18 protein-coding genes are annotated in these 17,687 nt (G+C 69.1%); 6 read left to right on the top strand and 12 right to left on the bottom strand.

Annotation, left to right across the window (positions count from 1 at the left end; translation table 11 throughout):
* Nucleotides 1–4: 4 nt before the first annotated feature.
* Nucleotides 5–1,705, bottom strand: coding sequence for a 2-succinyl-5-enolpyruvyl-6-hydroxy-3-cyclohexene-1-carboxylic-acid synthase (gene menD / locus ACFQGD_RS30530; protein ID WP_345391093.1), 1,701 nt, complete (start codon nucleotides 1,703–1,705; stop codon nucleotides 5–7).
* A gap of 54 nt (nucleotides 1,706–1,759) precedes the next feature.
* Here menD and ACFQGD_RS30535 point away from each other — a divergent pair, with 54 nt between their 5' ends.
* Nucleotides 1,760–2,683 carry a 1,4-dihydroxy-2-naphthoyl-CoA synthase gene (locus tag ACFQGD_RS30535; RefSeq protein ID WP_345391096.1) on the top strand — a complete coding sequence of 308 codons (924 nt, stop codon included), beginning with the start codon at nucleotides 1,760–1,762 and terminating at the stop codon, nucleotides 2,681–2,683.
* A gap of 119 nt (nucleotides 2,684–2,802) precedes the next feature.
* On the top strand, nucleotides 2,803–3,336 hold the full coding sequence (locus ACFQGD_RS30540; protein WP_345391099.1) for an SRPBCC family protein: 534 nt from the start codon (nucleotides 2,803–2,805) through the stop codon (nucleotides 3,334–3,336).
* Nucleotides 3,337–3,346: 10 nt separating this feature from the next.
* Here ACFQGD_RS30540 and glmS read toward each other — a convergent pair whose 3' ends face one another.
* Nucleotides 3,347–5,173, bottom strand: a complete 1,827-nt coding sequence (gene glmS, locus ACFQGD_RS30545) for a glutamine--fructose-6-phosphate transaminase (isomerizing) (RefSeq protein ID WP_345391102.1) — start codon at nucleotides 5,171–5,173, stop codon at nucleotides 3,347–3,349.
* 15 nt (nucleotides 5,174–5,188) lie between these two features.
* Nucleotides 5,189–5,464 (bottom strand): hypothetical protein, encoded by a 276-nt coding sequence (locus ACFQGD_RS30550; protein ID WP_345391105.1) that lies wholly within the window; start codon nucleotides 5,462–5,464, stop codon nucleotides 5,189–5,191.
* Between the two features lie 155 nt (nucleotides 5,465–5,619).
* On the opposite strand from ACFQGD_RS30550, the gene menE reads away from it, so the two are divergent.
* Together menE and ACFQGD_RS30560 are read left to right on the top strand one after the other, a co-directional pair.
* Nucleotides 5,620–6,819, top strand: a complete 1,200-nt coding sequence (menE, locus tag ACFQGD_RS30555; protein ID WP_345392394.1) for an o-succinylbenzoate--CoA ligase — start codon at nucleotides 5,620–5,622, stop codon at nucleotides 6,817–6,819.
* A gap of 126 nt (nucleotides 6,820–6,945) precedes the next feature.
* Nucleotides 6,946–7,821 (top strand): 1,4-dihydroxy-2-naphthoate polyprenyltransferase, encoded by an 876-nt coding sequence (locus tag ACFQGD_RS30560; RefSeq protein ID WP_345391108.1) that lies wholly within the window; start codon nucleotides 6,946–6,948, stop codon nucleotides 7,819–7,821.
* Between the two features lie 42 nt (nucleotides 7,822–7,863).
* Here ACFQGD_RS30560 and cds1 read toward each other — a convergent pair whose 3' ends face one another.
* Nucleotides 7,864–8,940 (bottom strand): L-cysteine desulfhydrase Cds1, encoded by a 1,077-nt coding sequence (gene cds1 / locus ACFQGD_RS30565; RefSeq protein ID WP_345391111.1) that lies wholly within the window; start codon nucleotides 8,938–8,940, stop codon nucleotides 7,864–7,866.
* A complete protein-coding gene (locus ACFQGD_RS30570) occupies nucleotides 8,937–9,272 on the bottom strand; it encodes a DUF4229 domain-containing protein (RefSeq protein WP_345391114.1) in 336 nt (111 codons plus the stop codon). The genes cds1 and ACFQGD_RS30570 overlap by 4 nt, the downstream gene beginning before the upstream one ends.
* 309 nt (nucleotides 9,273–9,581) lie before the next feature.
* Here ACFQGD_RS30570 and ACFQGD_RS30575 point away from each other — a divergent pair, with 309 nt between their 5' ends.
* Nucleotides 9,582–9,797: a BldC family transcriptional regulator gene (locus ACFQGD_RS30575; RefSeq protein WP_034267129.1), complete on the top strand. Its 216-nt coding sequence runs from the start codon at nucleotides 9,582–9,584 to the stop codon at nucleotides 9,795–9,797.
* A 155-nt stretch (nucleotides 9,798–9,952) separates the two neighbouring features.
* Complete coding sequence (locus ACFQGD_RS30580) at nucleotides 9,953–10,135, top strand: hypothetical protein (RefSeq protein ID WP_345391123.1); 183 nt, start codon at nucleotides 9,953–9,955, stop codon at nucleotides 10,133–10,135.
* 65 nt (nucleotides 10,136–10,200) lie between these two features.
* On the opposite strand, the gene ACFQGD_RS30585 is transcribed toward ACFQGD_RS30580, so the two are convergent.
* From ACFQGD_RS30585 to hemL, 7 genes are all read right to left on the bottom strand, one after another.
* A complete protein-coding gene (locus tag ACFQGD_RS30585) occupies nucleotides 10,201–11,559 on the bottom strand; it encodes a MinD/ParA family ATP-binding protein (protein WP_345391126.1) in 1,359 nt (452 codons plus the stop codon).
* A 112-nt stretch (nucleotides 11,560–11,671) separates the two neighbouring features.
* Nucleotides 11,672–12,700: a c-type cytochrome biogenesis protein CcsB gene (ccsB, locus tag ACFQGD_RS30590; RefSeq protein ID WP_345391129.1), complete on the bottom strand. Its 1,029-nt coding sequence runs from the start codon at nucleotides 12,698–12,700 to the stop codon at nucleotides 11,672–11,674.
* Nucleotides 12,700–14,313: a cytochrome c biogenesis protein ResB gene (gene resB / locus ACFQGD_RS30595; RefSeq protein ID WP_345391132.1), complete on the bottom strand. Its 1,614-nt coding sequence runs from the start codon at nucleotides 14,311–14,313 to the stop codon at nucleotides 12,700–12,702. The genes ccsB and resB overlap by 1 nt, the downstream gene beginning before the upstream one ends.
* Nucleotides 14,310–15,092, bottom strand: a complete 783-nt coding sequence (locus ACFQGD_RS30600) for a cytochrome c biogenesis CcdA family protein (RefSeq protein WP_345391135.1) — start codon at nucleotides 15,090–15,092, stop codon at nucleotides 14,310–14,312. Before ACFQGD_RS30600 ends, resB begins: the two co-directional genes overlap by 4 nt.
* Nucleotides 15,093–15,141: 49 nt before the next feature.
* Complete coding sequence (locus ACFQGD_RS30605; RefSeq protein WP_345391138.1) at nucleotides 15,142–15,729, bottom strand: TlpA disulfide reductase family protein; 588 nt, start codon at nucleotides 15,727–15,729, stop codon at nucleotides 15,142–15,144.
* A complete protein-coding gene (locus ACFQGD_RS30610; RefSeq protein WP_345391141.1) occupies nucleotides 15,726–16,355 on the bottom strand; it encodes a histidine phosphatase family protein in 630 nt (209 codons plus the stop codon). Before ACFQGD_RS30610 ends, ACFQGD_RS30605 begins: the two co-directional genes overlap by 4 nt.
* Entirely contained in the window at nucleotides 16,352–17,647 is a 1,296-nt protein-coding gene (gene hemL / locus ACFQGD_RS30615) for a glutamate-1-semialdehyde 2,1-aminomutase (protein ID WP_345391144.1), read from the bottom strand. Before hemL ends, ACFQGD_RS30610 begins: the two co-directional genes overlap by 4 nt.
* Between the last annotated feature and the right edge of the window lie 40 nt (nucleotides 17,648–17,687).

The following is a 17,687-nucleotide window of genomic DNA, read 5'->3' on the forward strand; positions in this document are numbered from 1 at the left end:
CCCGTCACGCATCCCCACGCGCACAGCCATCCCGCACCGCGCGGGAGACGGCCGCGCGCAGCCTGCCGTGGAGGTCCCTGCGAGCGTCGCGTTCGATGGCGACCTCGACGACGCGTAGCCCTTCCGGCTGGCCCAGTGCGGCCTGCAGCTCGTTACTGCTGGTCACGCGGGCGTGTGGGACGCCGTAACCCGCGCAGAGCGCGCCGATGTCCGCGCCGTGCGGTGTGCCGAAGACCCGCTCGAAACCGCGGTCGTGTGCCGGTTCGCCCTGTTCCAGCAGGGAGAAGATGCCTCCGCCGTCGTCGTTGACGACCACGATCGTCAGGTCCGGGCGGCGCTCAAGGGTGCCGGTGAGCAGGCCGTTGCTGTCGTGCAGGAACGTCAGGTCGCCGAGGAGCGCGTACGACGGTCCGTGGTGCACCAACGCCGCGCCGACGGCGGCGGACACCGTGCCGTCGATTCCCGCCACACCCCGGTTGCGGTGCACCAGCAGGTCAGGGCGCACCGGACCGGCGGCGAGGGCGATGTCGCGGGTGGGGTTGGAAGAGCCAACGACCAGCAACGAATCGGGCGGCAGCGCGGCCATGACGTCGGCGGCGACGGCGGGTCCGGACGGCCACGGCTCGGCGGCGAGCGCGGTGGTCACGGCCTCGCGCGCGGCGACGTCGGCGGCGCGCCACCGCGCCAGCCACTCCGGGTCGGCGGGCTTGGTCGGCTCGGCGAACCACTGCCCCACCTGCCGGACGTTGTGCGCGGGCGCTGGCCAGTCGGTGTCCGGCCGGACCAGCAGAACCTCGACGTCGGCGTCCGCGAGAAGCTGCTGCACCTGCCGGAACACCGTGGGACGTCCGATGCAGAGCACCTGCTCCGGCTTGTGCGCCGCGACGAACTCCGGCACGGCGAGCAGCCACGCGCCGCTGGTGATCGCGGAGTCACCGGACACGCCAGCGCCGCCGGTCTCGGCGATCAGCGGCCACCCATTGGCTTCCGCCCACTCGGCAGCGGCGGCCACGCCGGAGTCGCAGGCGATGACCAGCCCGGTGCGCGTGGAGGGGACGACGAACGCGGGCAGCGCGCCGTAGTCCGGCAGCTCGGTCCAGCGCTGGCCGTTGGGCCTGCCGTCAAGCGGTTCGGGCCAGGTGTCAGCGTCCGGGCCGACGTCCGGCACCAGCGGCTCCCGGAACGGGACGTTGAGGTGCACCGGGCCCGAACGCCACTCGCCGTAGGCGGCGTTCCATGCCCGGCAGACCTGGCTGCGCCAGTAGGCGTTCTGGCCGGTGTGGGTGTCGGCGATGGCAAGTTCGTTGAAGTAGCGGACGGCGTCGCCGTAGAGCCGGTCCTGGTCGATCACCTGGTTCGCGCCCGCCGCGCGCAGCTCGGGCGGCCGGTCAGCGGTGAGGACGATTAGAGGCACCCCCGCGCGGTCGGCCTCCAGGACGGCGGGGTGGAAGTTCGCGGCAGCGGTGCCCGACGTGCAGACGACCACGGTTGGACGTCCAGTGCGGGCGGCGATGCCCAGCGCGAGGAAGCCAGCGGAGCGTTCGTCAATGCGGACGTGAAGGCTGACCCGGCCCGCCTCCGCGGCGTCGTAGAGCGCCATCGACAGCGGCGCGTTGCGGGAGCCGGGGCACAGCACGACGTGCGACACCGTGTTGCGCACCAGTTCATCGACGAGCACCCTCGCCTGGGCTGTCGACGGGTTCACCGGGCGGCCCCGCTGCGATCACTGGCTGTCGGCACACGGCATATTCTCCCAGACATGCCAGCCACACGAGTGTCCGAACTGTTCGACGCCTCCGCGTGGGAGGAGGTCGACGGGTTCGACTTCACCGACATCACCTATCACCGCTCCACCGAGAGCCGCTCCGGTAAGCGCGTGCTCCGGGTCGCTTTCAACCGTCCTGACGTGCGCAATGCCTTCCGCCCGCACACCGTGGACGAGCTGTACCGGGCGCTCGACCACGCGCGGATGTCCTCCGACGTCGGCGCCGTCCTGCTCACCGGGAACGGACCGTCGCCGCGCGATGGCGGCTGGGCGTTCTGTTCCGGTGGTGACCAGCGTATTCGGGGCAAGACCGGATATCAGTACGCCGACGGCGAGACGTCCGACACGGTGGACCCGGCGCGGGCCGGTCGGCTGCACATTCTCGAGGTACAGCGGTTGATCCGCTTCATGCCGAAAGTCGTGATCTGCGTTGTGCCGGGTTGGGCCGCTGGCGGCGGCCACTCGCTGCACGTGGTGTGCGATCTCACACTCGCCTCGGCCGAGCACGCGCGGTTCAAGCAAACCGACGCCGACGTCGGGTCATTCGATGGCGGATTCGGGTCGGCGTACCTCGCGAAGATGGTCGGGCAGAAGTTCGCGCGGGAGATCTTCTTTCTGGGGCGTTCGTACGACGCCGAGCAGATGCACGCCATGGGGGCGGTCAACGCCGTCGTCCCGCACGCTGAGTTGGAAGCGGAGGCGTTGCGGTGGGCGTGGGAGATCAACGGCAAGTCTCCCACGGCGCAGCGGATGCTGAAGTACGCGTTCAACCTCGTCGACGACGGCCTCGTCGGGCAGCAGCTGTTCGCCGGCGAGACGACGCGGCTGGCGTACATGACGGACGAGGCCGTCGAGGGCCGGGACTCGTTCCTGCAGAAGCGAGAGCCGGACTGGACGTCGTACCCGTACTTCTACTGACTCGCTGGCGGTGTTGATCTACTTCCCCTCGGCTGTGACCACGAGAACCGGACATCGCGGACGTGACCTGGTCACACCGTGGGGTAAGTTGATCAACACCGTGGGTTCAGGAGGTGCTAGTGAGGTACGCGGACGGACCGGAAGCACAGGTCGAACGCCGGGTGCGGACGACGCCCTCGCGGGTGTGGTCGCTGGTGACGGACATCGAACTACCTGCCCGATTCAGCCCTGAGCTGCACCGCGTGGAGTGGGTCGACGGCGCCACCGGCCCCGCACTCGGCGCACGCTTCATCGGCCACAACCGAAACCAGATCCTCGGCGAGTGGCGAACGCTCTCCCGCATCGTCGAACTCGTACCGGAGCGGGTGTTCGCCTGGTCCGTGTACGACCCGGACGACGTCTTCGGCGGCGCGGACGCGAAGCCGGACGCACCATCGGCGACGTGGCGGTTCGAACTGGCGCCGGACGGCCCGGACGGTAACGTCACGCTGCTGCGGCAGTCCGCGCGGTTGGGGCCGGGGCCATCTGGGCTCAGCCTCGCCATCGACCGCGCGCCGGATCGGGAAGAGGCGATCGTCGCCTACCGTCTCGACGACCTCCGCGCCGGCATGCGGACAACGCTCGACGGCATCGCGGCGCTCGCGGAGGCGTAGCGCCACCCGCTCACTCCACGGTGACGCTCTTCGCCAGGTTGCGCGGCTTGTCGATGTCCCGCCCCAGGCGGAGCGCGAGGTGGTACGCGAACAGTTGCAGCGGGATCGTCAGCAGGATCGGGTCCAGCTCCGGCGTCGCGTGCGGCACACGGATCTCGGCGTCGGCCAGCCCCGAGGGCAGCTCGGCGTTGGTCACCGCGATCACCGGGCCACCGCGCGCCTTGATCTGCTCGATGGTGCCGATGTTCTTCGCGAGCAGTTCGTCGTCCGGGACGAGCACCACCGACGGCATGGTCTCGTCGATCAGCGCCAACGGGCCGTGCTTCAGCTCGGACGCCTGATATGCCTCGGCGTGGACGTAGGAGATCTCCTTCAGCTTCTGCGCGCCCTCGCGCGCGGCGGGCCAGCACCGCACACGGCCGATGAAGAACATCCCGCGCGCGTCGTGGAAGCGGTCGGCGACCTCGGCGATCTCGTCCTCGGTCTTCAGGATGTCGCTGATCAGGTCGGGTAACGCGGCGAGGCCGTTCACGATCCGGGTGCCATTGGCGACCGAGAGGTCCCGCACCCGCCCGAGCAGCAGAGCCAGCAGTGCGAACGAGAAGCTCATGCTGGTCACGGCCTTGGTGGACGCAACGGACACCTCCGGCCCCGAGTGCAGCAGGACACCGTGGCCGCACTCCCGCGCGATGGCGCTGCCAACGACGTTGACGACGCCCATCACCTGCCCGCCCTTGCGTTGCAGCTCACGGACGGCGGCGAGAGTGTCCGCGGTCTCGCCCGACTGGCTGACGGCGACGTAGAGCGTGTCGCCATCGATCACCGGGTTGCGGTAGCGGAACTCCGACGCCGGCTCGGCGTCCGCTGGCAGCCGCGCCAGCTCCTCGACAAGATTCGCGCCGATCTGGCCCGCGTAGTACGCCGAACCGCAGCCGAGGAACTTCACGCTGCGCACAGCCCGCAGCGCCCGCGCGTCCAGGTTGATACCACCGAGCCGCGCCGTGGAAAACCGCTCGTCGAGCCTGCCGAGCAACGCCCGCCGGATCGCCTCCGGCTGCTCGTGCATCTCCTTGTGCATGAAGTTGTCGTAGCCGTCGAGCTGGAAGTCGGCGTCGTCGACGTCCACGGTGGTGGGTGACTTCGCGGTGCTGCGGGCCTGAAGAGTGCTGGTGCGGTAGTCGTCCGCCGTGAGGGTGGCCAGCTCGCCGTCGTCCAGGTAGACGACGCTCTGCGTGTAGCGCACCAACGCGGCGACATCGGACGCGACGAACATCTCCCCGTCGCCGACCCCCAGCACGATCGGGCTGCCATTGCGCGCGACGACCAGCTCCCCCGGCTTCGTCGCGTCGATCACGACGATGCCGTACGCGCCCTCGACATCCTGCAGCGCGGTGCGCACCGCCGCCTCCAGCGACTCCGCGCCGTCGTCGAGTGCCTTGGCGACCAGGTGCGCGATCGCCTCGGTGTCAGTGTCCGATGCGAAGGTGACGCCGTCAGCGGTGAGTCGCGCACGCAGTTCGTCGGCGTTCTCCAGGATGCCGTTGTGGACGACGGCGATGCGCTTGCTGGTGTCCTGCTGCGGGTGAGCGTTGACGTCGGTCGGCTCGCCGTGGGTAGCCCAGCGGGTGTGGGCGATGCCGGACGTCGCTGGCAGGCCGTCGCCAACCAAGTCACGCAGCTCACCGACACGCACGGCCGCCTTGGTGACCTTGAGCCGAGCCCGGTGCGGCACCGCGATGCCCGCCGAGTCGTAGCCGCGATACTCCAACCGGTGCAGGCCCTCGAGCAGGATTGGGGTCGCTTTCCTGCCGCCGACGTAGCCGACGATGCCGCACATGTGTCCCTCCTCGGTTTAGCCGTAGACGATGCGCCGCAGTTGGCGCTCCGTCACCTCGCCCGCGCCCACCGGCCGCCGCGCCAGTTCCGCGGCGATCTGCGTCCACGCCTCGGCGTTTCTGCGACCCCTGCGGCGCAACTCCGCGTGTCGTCGCCGGACGTACTCCTCGCGCGTCTCGCCGTAGTAGGCGATGACGTCGGCGATCACGCGCGCCGCGACACTCTCTGGCAGCCCCGTCGTCCCCGCGACGTGCTGGACGAGATCCTGCGGCGGGTGGTCGGGAGCGGGCACGAGCTTCAGCGTGTCACCCAGTCAGGCGTTTCGGCAATATTCGTGCCCGATTTCGGGCAGGGGCGACTTTCGTGAAGGCGTTGTTCGCAACGCTATGTGTCGCGAACGACGCCTTCACAACACCGCGCCCCGCACCGTCCCGCAGAATGGGCCAGGTGAAGGTGGTGGACGTCGACGGCTCGCCGGAAGCCGTACGCGCGCTGACGCGGGCGCTGGCGCACGCGCTCGACGGCGGCGAGACCGTGCTGCCCCTTGTGCCGGGGCGTGCCGAAGGTGGCCTTCGGCACGCATCGTGTACCGAAGGCCACCTTCGGCCGTCCGCCGCCGTGGTGATCATGACGTCTGGCTCCACCGGGACGCCGAAGGGCGTGCTGCTGTCCGCTCGGGCGCTCACCACGTCGGCGGAAGCCACACACGCACGACTCGGCGGGCCCGGGCATTGGCTGCTCGCCACGCCCGCGCACTACATCGGCGGTCTGCAGGTGCTGGTGCGTTCGCTGCTCGCTGGCACGGAGCCGGGCGTGCTCGACCTGTCGGGCGGCTTCCGACCTGAAGAGTTCGCGCAGGCCAGCAAGGCCCTGTCGGACGACGGCCCGCGCTACACGGCGCTGGTACCAACCCAACTCGCCCGGCTACTCGACGCCGGACAAGCCGACGCCGCGGCGTCCTTCGACGCCGTCATCATCGGCGGCGCCGCGTTGCCTGCCGAACTGCGCGAGCGCGCCGAGGGCCATGGCGTCCGCGTGATCAGCGCGTACGGCATGAGCGAGACCGCGGGCGGTTGCGTGTACGACGGCGTCCCGCTTGACGGCGTACGCGTGGCGACGGACGCACCAGGCGAGACGGCAACGGGTGCGCGGGGAGCGACGGCGTCGGGCGTACCGGCTGGTCGCGTGCGGCTCGCGGGCCCGGTGCTGGCGGATAGCTACCTAGAAGACGCCGCAGCGTCGTCCGCGTCGGCGGCGTTCCGGGACGGCTGGTTCCACACCAACGATCTCGGCCGCATCACACCGGACGGCCGCGTAGAGATTCTGGGGCGCGCGGACGACGTCATCAACACCGGCGGTGTGAAGGTGGCCGCCCACGCCGTCGAAGACGTCCTGCGCTCGCACCCGGGCGTGCGGGACACCTGCGTGGTCGGTGTGCCGGACCCCGACTGGGGCGAGGCGGTCGTCGCCGCCATCGTTCCGGAGGACCCTGGCCAGGCACCAACCCCGGACGACCTCTCAGCCCACGTCCGGACCGCGCTTGGCGCACCGTCCACACCCAAGCGGGTCCGATTCCTGCCGGAGCTCCCGCTAAGGGGACCGGGCAAGCCAGACCGCGACGCCGTGCGCCGATTCCTGGGATCATGACGTCCTCGACCTCGCCTTGTGACCGTGACGGCGGCATCGGGCGTAGCCACGGTGGTCGCTAGGTGTCAGCCGCCGCGCCGCGACCGCACACCGCCCGGCGACTCGACGTCGGCAAGAATGCACCCCATGGCAACGATCACCGCATGGGTGCGGGGCGCACGACCGCGCACGCTTCCCAACGCCATCGCACCGGTCGTCGTGGGGGCGGGCGCCGCCGCCGAACTGGGCGCCTTCTCGTGGCTGCGCTCGACGTTGGCGCTTATCGTCGCGCTGGCACTGATCGTCGGCGTGAACTACGCCAATGACTACTCCGACGGCGTCCGCGGCACCGATGACGAGCGCGTGGGCCCGCTGCGGCTGGTCGGGTCCGGCACCGTTGAGCCGAAGTCCGTGCTCGCCGCCGCGCTGAGCAGCTTCGTGCTCGCCTGCATCGCGGGGCTTTCCCTTGTCGTCCTCAGTGGCGCGTGGTGGCTGCTCGTAATCGGCGCGGCGTGCGTCGGCGGCGCGTGGTTCTACACCGGCGGCAAACGCCCCTACGGCTACGCGGGCTTCGGCGAGATCGCGGTGTTCGTGTTCTTCGGCCTCGCCGCCGTCCTTGGCACCGTGTACGTCCAGGCGGGCACGGTCAGCCTGCTCGCACTCGGCAGCGCGGTCGCGGTGGGCGCGTTCTCCTCGGCCGTACTGCTGGCCAACAACCTCCGCGACATCCCAAGCGACACCGAGGCAGGCAAACGCACCCTCGCCGTCAAGCTCGGCGACGTCCGCACGCGGCGGCTGTACCTCGTGCTGGTCATTACCCCGTTCGCGGTCACCATCGCGATGGCGTTCAAACTCCCGCCCGCGCTGCTGGCGACCATCACGGCGCTGGCACTGATTCGCCCGGTACGCACGGTCCTCAGCCGCGCGACCGGCGGCGCGCTCATCCCGGTGCTGGCCGACACCGGGCTGGCATTGCTGCTATGGGCGGTGGTGACCGGCGCGGTGCTGACGGCAGCGCCATAGCCGAACGTGAGTCGTTGTGGTCGCAACAGCAACCACAACGACTCACGTTCGACACCAGCGCCCTGTCGCGAGGAACGACTCCAGTTGCTCGCGGTGCGGCGCGAGGTCCAACCCCTGCTCCGCGATCCAGCCGTCGTCGTAGTAGGTGTGCGCGTAGCGCTCGCCGCCGTCGCAGACCAGCGTCACCACGCTCCCGGTGCGGCCTTCCGCCAGCATCCGCGCGATCAGCTGGAACGCGCCGCACAGGTTCGTGCCCGTCGAGCCGCCTGCCCAGTGCCCTGTCCTTTCCCGCAGCAGCCGGATCGCGGCGAACGACGCGGCGTCCGGAATCGGCAGCACCTCGTCGATCACGCCTGGCAGGAATGACGGCTCCACTCGAGGACGTCCGATGCCCTCGATCCGGGACGGCATCCCGGTGCAGTAGTCCATCGCACCGGTGCGCCAGGCATGGTAAAAGGACGAGTTCTCCGGATCGACCACCGCGATCCGGGTGGCATGACGTCGATAGCGCACGTACCGGCCCAGCGTCGCGCTCGTCCCGCCGGTACCAGCACCGACGACGACCCAGGTCGGCACCGGATGCCGTTCCTGGCGCATCTGCGCGAAGATCGACTCGGCGATGTTGTTGTTGCCGCGCCAGTCGGTCGCGCGTTCGGCGTAGGTGAACTGGTCGAGGTAATGCCCGTCGCATTCCGCCGCCAGCCGCTCCGCCTCGGCGTAGATGTCCGGCGGCCGGTCAACGTAATGACAACGCCCGCCGTAGAACTCGATCAGCTCGATCTTCTCTTTACTCGTGCCGCGCGGTACAACGGTCACGAAGTCGAGCCCGAGCAGCCGGGCGAAGTACGCCTCCGACACCGCCGTCGACCCGCTCGACGCCTCGACCAGCACGGTATCCGGCCCGATATCGCCGTTGACCAGCCCATACAGCAGTAGGGAGCGCGCAAGCCGGTGCTTGAGCGAGCCGGTCGGGTGCACGGACTCGTCCTTGAGATACAGGTCGATGCCCCACTCCGGCGGCAGCGGAAAGACATGGAGGTGGGTGTCCGCGCTGCGGTTGGCGTCGGCGTCGATGACGCGCACCGCCTCGTCCACCCACGCGGGATCGGGACGGCTCACCCCTCGGAACCCCCTTCGGCGCGTCCGTCGGAACCCACGTCCGAGCCCCGCTCGGCGTCGCGGTCACCGCGCAACTCGGCGCGCAATCGCGCCTTCTCGGCTTTGCGACGTTCCCCCCTGACCGCGAGGCCCGCGGTCACGCGCGCGTTGAGCCCTCGGAACAGCAATAGGCTGAGCGGGAAGCTGACGACAAGCGCGACGATCAGCGCGACAAGGGGCGGCGCGCCCGCGAACGCGACAAGTAGCGCCGTGACCAGGGCGACGAGGCCGAGCCGCGCAAGCAAATAGAGCGTCAAGTCGACGCCGAAGCGGTCGTTGGTCCGTTCACTCACAAAAGACCACGTTACGCTTTCCCTAACGGACCGAATGACCCCAGGACCCTGCCGGTACCGTGCGTGGGTGAGTGGGTCTTCGCGGGTTGCGGCGGGATACGAGGAACATCCATACCGCCATATGGGGCGACCAACGCCCGATTCATACCCCTAAAGTCCCTTACCTCCCCTTTACTATCAGCCAACCGTTCGAGTACTCGGCGCGTCCGGTGCAATGATTGTGGTGTTATTTGCCCATCCGTGGGCGTCCGTATGCCGCACATACGTCATGCGGGGATCGTAGCGAAAGTCGTAAAGGAGGCTCGAAGGATGACCGCAACAGTGCCTCAGTCGGGGGGACGTCTGCTCACCCCTGGCGAAGTGGCATCCCTGTTCCGTGTCGACCCGAAGACGGTGACCAGGTGGGCAGCCGCGGGACGGATCGGATCGATCCGGACGCCCGGTGGGCACCGCAGGTTCCGCGAGGAAGAGGTCAACGAGCTACTCGCGAAGCTCACGACGGAAGCCACCGACCTCGTCGAGTGATCGCCGGGATCACCTCGGCGTAGGCATCGAGCCGAAGACGGCAGGGAGTGCCGGGTCGCACCCGCCTGCCGCCTTCGGCTCGATGCGTTTACACACATCTCAGCTCCACCGGGCTACTCTCGTAGTAGGCACCTACCGCCACGGAAGGAGCGAGGATGCACTATCTGCTTGCCGCTGTCGGTGCGGTGACGATCGCGGTGCTGCTGTGGCGTGCGTATGTCGCCTCCGAACGCGTCGGAGTGACAAGCGAGCGCCCGCAGGTCGCTCCCGATGACGACCCCGACTTCCTGCGCAAGCTCAGCGAGCAACAGCGCAAGAAGAAGGACGAGGAGGAGTAGCCCCGGCTACGAACGCGCGCGGCCGGGATCACGCCTGCCAGCGGACACTGGTAGCGAAGTCGTCGTTACTGACCGGGAAACCCGTCCGCGACGGCCGCGCCGAGTTCAAGCAACTTGGTCCGGGTGGCATCGTGCAACCGGTCCAGCTCGATCTCCGCCCCTTCTTCCAGGTGCGGATCGAACGGGATCTGGCAGACCGCACGAACGCGCGCCGCGAAGTGCGCCTCCAGTTTGTCAAGGTCCACCGAACCCGCCCTCGGTCGCACCGAGTTGATCACCGCGACCGAGCGCTTCACCAACTCGCCATAGCCGTGTGCGTCCAGCCAGTCCAGCGTCGCCGAGGCGCTCCGGGCTCCATCGACCGAGCCAGACGAGACCAGGACCAGCGAGTCGGCCAGTTCGAGCACGCCCTTCATCGCCGAGTGCATGAGCCCGGTGCCGCAATCGGTCAGCACGATGTTGTAGAAGTGCTCGAGCAAATCGATCGCGCGCCGGTAGTCGTTCTCGGAGAACGCCTCCGAGACGGCGGGATCCTGCTCGCTCGCGAGGATCTCCAGCCTGCTTGGCCCCTGCGACGTGTACGCGCGGATGTCGCTGTAGCGGGTGATCCTGTCGGCGTCGCGCAGCAGATGCCGCACCGTCGCCGTCGTCTCCATCGGGATCTTCTGCGACAGGGTGCCACGGTCGGGGTTGGCGTCGACGGCGACCACACGGTCCCCGCGCAGTGAGGCGAACGTCGAGCCGAGCGTCGTGGTCATGGTCGTCTTGCCGACACCGCCCTTGAGGCTGAGCATCGCGATCTTGTAGCAGCCACGCAGCGGCTGGTTGACCCGCATGATCAGCTCGCGCTTTCTGCGGTCCTCCGGGCTCTCGCCGGGGTTGATCAGCCTGCCACTCGCGACGTACACGGCCTTGCGCCAACCGGACTGCGGCCGCCGCTTCACCGGCCGGATCAGGTGCGCCGACGCGAGGTCGCCGTTCGGGCCAGCGGCATGCCTGCCCCGCTGCGGGTGCGGCGGCTGCTGCGGGTACTGCTGCCCCATCGGCGGCATCATGTGTTGCTGCTGGTCGAGGGGTGGCTGCTGCGGATACCCCGGCACCGGCGGCTGCCCTGGCATGGGCTGCTGCGGTGCGGCGTGCTGCGGTTGATACGGCTGCTGGTACCGCGGCGTCGCGTACGGATCGCCCTCAGGCACGACGGGCGGCACCTCGTCATGCCCTACTGGCGGCAATGGAGCGGCCGCATGCTGGCCGTGGGTCGCGGGGAACTCGTGCGAGTCGGTACGGCCATCCGAGGGCGCCTGGTCGATGTCGCCCACGTCGCCCAGGTCACCGACGTCATCGACGCCGCCGGAATCATCGACGCCAGCGGCATCCGTCCGCCCTGGGTACGCCGAGGTGGCTTCGTGGTTCGGCTCGCTCACTCCGGTCCTCCTGTGTGTCGCTGGGCACGCGAAAAGATCACCCGTGTCCCGTCCTCAACGACGGTAGCCGCCAGCCCGCCCTGGTGCATATGTCGCCACACGCATCACCGTGTTAGCCCACTCCGGCGTAGGAATGCAGGCCAGCCGTGACCAGATTGATGAAAAAGAGATTGAACACGATCAGCGCGAAGCCGGTCACGTTGATCCACGCGGCGGGCTTGCCTCGCCAGCCCGCGGTGGCGCGGGCGTGCAAGTAGGCGGCATAGACCACCCAGGCCACGAACGCGACCGTCTCCTTAGGATCCCAGCCCCAGAACCGGCCCCACGCCGCCTCAGCCCAGATCGCGCCGCACACTACCCCGAACGTGTAGATGGGGAAGGCCAGCACGGTGGTTCGATAGGAGACGCGATCGAGGACCTGGCGGCCGGGCAGGTGACCCGCCAGCTTCGCGAACCGGGACGAGTTGGACTCATGGGCGGCGCGCATCAGGTAGAGCACACTCGCCACACCCGGAACCAGGAACATCCCAGACGACACGATCGCCGCCGCGACGTGCACGATCAGCCAGTACGACTGCAACGCGGGCTGGACGGGGGCCGCCGTCGCGTACAGCATCGTGCCGCCGATGAACAGCAGGACAACGACCGGCAGCAACACGAACGCCGACAGGTGCCGCACCGACGGGTACTTCCGCAGCACCACAAGCCAGGTGACGACCGCGATCAGGCAGACCGCCATCATGTACTCGTACATGTTTCCCCAGGGCACCCGGCTCGTCGCCAACCCGCGCAGCACCAGCGCCGCCAGATGCAGCAGCGCGGCGAGCACCGTCAGGGAGACGCCCATCCGGCCGAACCGGGCCGCCCGCGACGTCGAACGCCGCGCGGCGGGCGTCAGCGGCGGGGTGGCGGACGCGCCGCTCGCGTTCGACGTCGGAGTCAGGCTCGCCGGGTCGCTCGGTCCGCTCGCCGCGGCACCTACCAGCTCACGCCGCGGCGCCGCCGTGCGCTCCGCACGCAGCCGACCCGCGCGGCCGAACGCCTGCTCGACGGCGAAGAACACCATCGCGAGCACGTAGATCAGCGTCGCGGTGTTGTACGACCAGTCACTGAACCGCGACAGCGTCTCGTCAACCGGCATTACGGACTCCTCGTGTCCTGATTGAGCAGGTCAGCGGCGATCTCATCGAACTCGTCGCCATAGCCCGCCTGGTCGGTGCGCGCCAAGCCACCGACCTCGACAACGGTACGTCCCCCGCCTTCCACGTCGGCAGCAGGGGCGACGCGAACCCACACGCGCCGCCGCTTGACCAGCAGCGACAGCGCGAGCCCGACCAGCATCGCCACGGCGAAGCCGAGCACCCACACCTGCGTCGGATCGTGGGAGACCTGCAACGACACCCAGCGCCGCACACCGTCGAACGAAACCTCGGTACCGTCCTCCAGCGTGATGGACTCGCCGACCCGCAGGTTCTCCCGCGCGACCCGCTCCAGCGCGCCCTTCTCCACCTGAGACTGGTCGATCGAGAAGATCGACTGGCCGTAGCCGGAGTCGATGCCGAGGTCGCCCCGCATGATGTCGACGGCGACGGCCGGGTCGGTCAGCCTTGGGCCCGCCGAGCTGAGGATCTTGCCGTTGAACACAGGGGTCGGCGCGAACAGCCCAGTCACCGCGAGCTGCTTGTCCCTACGCTGCTCCGAGTCGGTGATGCCGGGCGGGTCGAACTTCGTCGCGCCGTCGGAGAGCAGCGTCGTCTGGTCGGCTGGCCGCCACTGCGTCGCCTTGGTGCGCTTCTCCCCGTTCGGGAAGGTCACGGTGAACACCGGCGCGAAGCCGTGACCGAGCAGATAGACGCGGTCGCCAGCGGTGCGTAGCGGCTCGTTGACCTCGAGCTGGTACGGCCGCCAGGTGTTGGTCGCGAGGTCGTCGCCCGACGAGTACTCGATGTCCGCGCGGTACTCGATCGGCTGGCCGATGTCGGTGTAGGTCGGCTCGAAGTCGTTCACGCGCACACAGAACGGCGTCAGCTCGGTGCCATCCACCCGAAGGCCGGGGTTGAACGAGTCGTAGGCGTAGATTCCGGAATTGCAGAACTCCGAGCCGTCGGCATGCACGATGACCTGACCCTCGTAGGTGACCATTTTGCCGACGGCGAACGCGATGATCAGTCCGAGCATCGCGAAGTGGAACAACAAGTTGCCGGTCTCGCGCAGGTAGCCCTTCTCCGCGCTGATGCTCTTGTACCCATCCCCCTCGTCGCGTTCCGTCGTGCGCCAGCCCTTGAGCCGCGAGCGGGCCGCCGCGAAGACGTCGTCGGCATCGCCGGCCACGGTGCCGGTGGCGTGGTGCGGCAGCCGAGACAGGTTGCGGGGCGTGAGCACCGGCTTGGCGCGCATCGACCGGAAATACTCAACACTGCGCGGTGCGAGACAGCCGACCAGCGAGATCATCAGCAGCAGGTAGATCGCGGCGAACCACACGCTGCCGTAGACGGCGAAGAAGCCGAGGTCGTCCAGCAGTTCGCCCCACCAACCGTGTTCGGCGATGTACTCGCGCACCTTCGGTTCGTTGAGCGAACGCTGCGGCAGCATCGCGCCGGGCATCGCCGCGAGCGCGAGCAGAAACAGCAAGATCAGCGCGGTACGCATCGACGTCAAGCCGCGCCAGGTATTGCGGATGAACGCGAGCGCGCGCCGGGCGGGCGTGGCACGGTAGGCGCTGGGCTCGGTCTCCGTCTGCCGGTCGCTGGTCACAGTGGCAGCTCCACGTCGGAAATGAAGGCGTCGCGCATCCAGCCGACCAGCTCGCCCCACAATCCGGTGACGAGCGCGATCCCGACGACAAGCAGCAGCCCACCGCCAGCGAGCTGGACCTTGCGGCCGTTGCGGCGCAGCCAGTCGGTCGCGTGGACGGCCCATCGCGCGCCGAACGCGATCAGAACGAACGGCAGCCCGAGGCCGAGACAGTAGACCAGCACGAGGAAGAAGCCGCGCGCCGCCGTATCACCGGTGGAGCTGGCGATCGCGAGGACACCCGCCAGGGTCGGGCCGATACACGGCGTCCACCCGATCGCGAAGATGCCGCCAAGCACCGGCGCGCCCGCCACGCCGATCTTCGGCACGGCGTGGAAACGCGCCTCGCGTTGCAGCATCGGCACCATGCCGAGGAAGACGAGGGCCATGGCGATGGTGAGCACTCCGCCGATGCGTTCCAGCAGTTGCTGGTTGACCAGCAACGCGTCGGCCAGCCACACCAGGCTGCCAACGGTGGCGGCGAAGACGACGGTGAATCCGATGACGAACAACGCGGCCGCACCGACAACGCGGTAGCGGCCTTGCTTCGTGCGTTGCTCGGCCTCGGCGGCGTTGACGGCGGGGGCGTCCGCCCCGACCAGCGCGGCGAGGTACGCGAGGTAGCCGGGCACGAGCGGCACGACGCACGGCGACGCGAACGAGATCATCCCCGCGAGCAGCGCGAGTCCCGCCGCGAGCAGCAGCGGACCCGATATCGCTAACTCGGTGATGGACTCCACGTAGCTCAGGGTAGGCAGTGACGTACGTCCTACCGCTGCCGGGCAACGTCTATGCGTCGGGTTCGTCGGCCAGCCGTCGCACCACGGGCAGTAGGTCTTCCGCGAGTAGTTCCTTGAGGAAGACGGCGGCGACACGATGCTGTTTGTCCAGCACGATCGTGGACGGCACGATGTTGCGCGGATAGCCCTTCAGCGGCAGCAGCGAACGACCGGGCGGGTCGTAGATCGACGGATATGTCAGGCCCCTGTCCCGCATGAAGTCCTGCGGCGCGGTGCGCGAGTGGTCGCGGACGTCGATGCCGAGCACAACGACGCCGTCGTCCTTGGTCTTCTCGTAGACCTCTTGCAGTTCCGGCGCCTCCCGGCGGCACGGGCCGCACCACTGGCCCCAGATGTTGATGACGACGACCTTGCCAGCGAAGTCCGCCGTCGAAATGGTCTCGCCCTCGTTGAAGAGGTCCTCGCCGGAGATCTCCAGCGACTGCCGATCGGCGCCGTCGTAGAAGATCTCGGTCTTGCCCTCTGGCGCGACGAAGTTGAACTGGCCGCCGGTGACGACGGCGTCGTCACCCGTGCTGCACGCTGTCAGCGCGAGCAGCACGACGGCGGCCAGCACGGCCAGGCGGCGGGATCTCATGCGCCGCGCACCTTCGGGTCGGTGTGGCCTGCCGGTTCGCAGTACTCGATGTTCACCAGTGTCTCGTTCTCGAAGACGAGGCTGGTCAACGAGGCGAGCGAGCACTGCCGCTTGCGAGGGTCGTGCCACAGCGGACGCGCTTCGAGGAACCGCCGCAACGTCCAGATCGGCAGTTGGTGTGACACGCACACCGCCTCACGGCCGTCGGCGGCCGCGCGTGCCCGGTAGGCCGCGCCCAGCATCCGGCGCGCGATGACGCGGTACGGCTCTCCCCACGACGGTAGAAACGGGTTGCGCAGCTTCGGCCAGTGCCTCGGCTGCCGCAGCACGCCATCACCAACCGAGACCCGCAGCCCCTCGAAGGCATTCTCCGACTCGATCAGCTGATCGTCGGTGGCGACGTCGAGCCGATGCGCCGCGGCGATCGGCGACGCCGTCTCTCGCGCTCGCTGCAACGGCGACGCGACGACGTGCGCGATGTCGTGGTGCACCAGGGTCTCGGCGACCGTGATGGCCTGCCGCTGCCCCAGCTCAGACAGCTTGTACCCGGACAGCCGCCCGTAGAGGATTCCGTCCGGGTTGTGCACTTCGCCGTGGCGGAGAAAGTGCACCACAGTCCGGGTCATCTGGTGGCCTCCGCCGCGGCCCGCGCGGCCTTCGGCAGCGCGGCCTCGATCCGCTCGAACGCCTCGTCGTCCATGGCGGCGTTGACGAACCACGCCTCGAACGCGCTCGGCGGCGGGTAGACACCCTGTTCGAGCATGGCGTGGAAGAACGGCGCGAACCGGAACGTCTCAGCGGCGGCGGCGCCCGCGTAGTCGTGCACCGGCTCCTCGGTGAAGAACACCGACACCAGGTTGCCCGCGTACTGCACGGTGTGCGCGACACCTGCCTTGGTCAGCGCCTCATCGAGCAGGCCGCCGAGCCGCTGGGCGTTGGTGTCAAGCGCGCGGTAGACGTCGGCGTCCGCGTTGCGCAACGTCGTCAGGCCAGCCGCGACGGCGACGGGGTTCCCGGCGAGCGTGCCCGCCTGGTAGACCGGGCCGCTCGGCGCGAGCGAGGCCATGACGTCGGCGCGGCCACCGAACGCGGCGGCGGGCAGCCCACCGGACATGACCTTGCCGAAGGTGTAAAGGTCGCCAGCGACGCCGTCGATGCCGTACCAGCCGGACGACGAGACGCGGAACCCGGTCATCACCTCGTCCATGACAAGCAGCGCGCCGTGCTCGCTGGCAAGACGCTTGAGCTCGGCGTTGAAGTCGTCGCGGGGCGCGATCGCGCCCATGTTGCCAGCGGCGGCCTCGGTGATTACCGCCGCGATCTCGCCACCGTGGTCCGCGAACGCCTTCCGCACGGCGTCGACGTCGTTGTACGGCAGCACGATGGTGTCGGCTGCGGACGCGCCGGTGACGCCGGGCGTCTTCGGCAGCCCGAGCGTGGCGACGCCGGACCCAGCCTCGGCGAGCAGAGCGTCGACGTGGCCGTGGTAGCAGCCCGCGAACTTGACGATCTTGCTGCGTCCGGTGAAGCCGCGCGCGAGACGGATCGCGCTCATGGTGGCCTCGGTGCCCGAGTTGACCAGCCGGACCCGCTCCACCGGCGCGACACGTTCGATCAATGCCTCGGCGAGCTCGACCTCGCCCATGGTCGGCGTGCCGAACGACAGGCCGGAGCTTGCGACCGAGCGCACCGCGTCCACGACGGCGGGGTGCGCGTGGCCGAGGATCATCGGGCCCCAGGACGCGACGAGGTCGACGTAGCGGTTGCCGTCGGCGTCGCGGAGGTACGCGCCCTCACCGGAGACCATGAACCGGGGTGTGCCACCGACCGCACTGAACGCCCGCACCGGGGAATTCACACCGCCGGGTGTCACCGCTGTCGCGCGATCGAACCATGCCTGCGACTGCTCGAAACTCATACCCGCAGTCTCCCAGGCGAGCCGCACCACCGCCGCAGTG

The sequence above is a fragment of the Haloechinothrix salitolerans genome (assembly GCF_042662605.1).
In the GTDB taxonomy this organism is placed as follows: Bacteria; Actinomycetota; Actinomycetes; order Mycobacteriales; family Pseudonocardiaceae; genus Haloechinothrix_A; species Haloechinothrix_A salitolerans.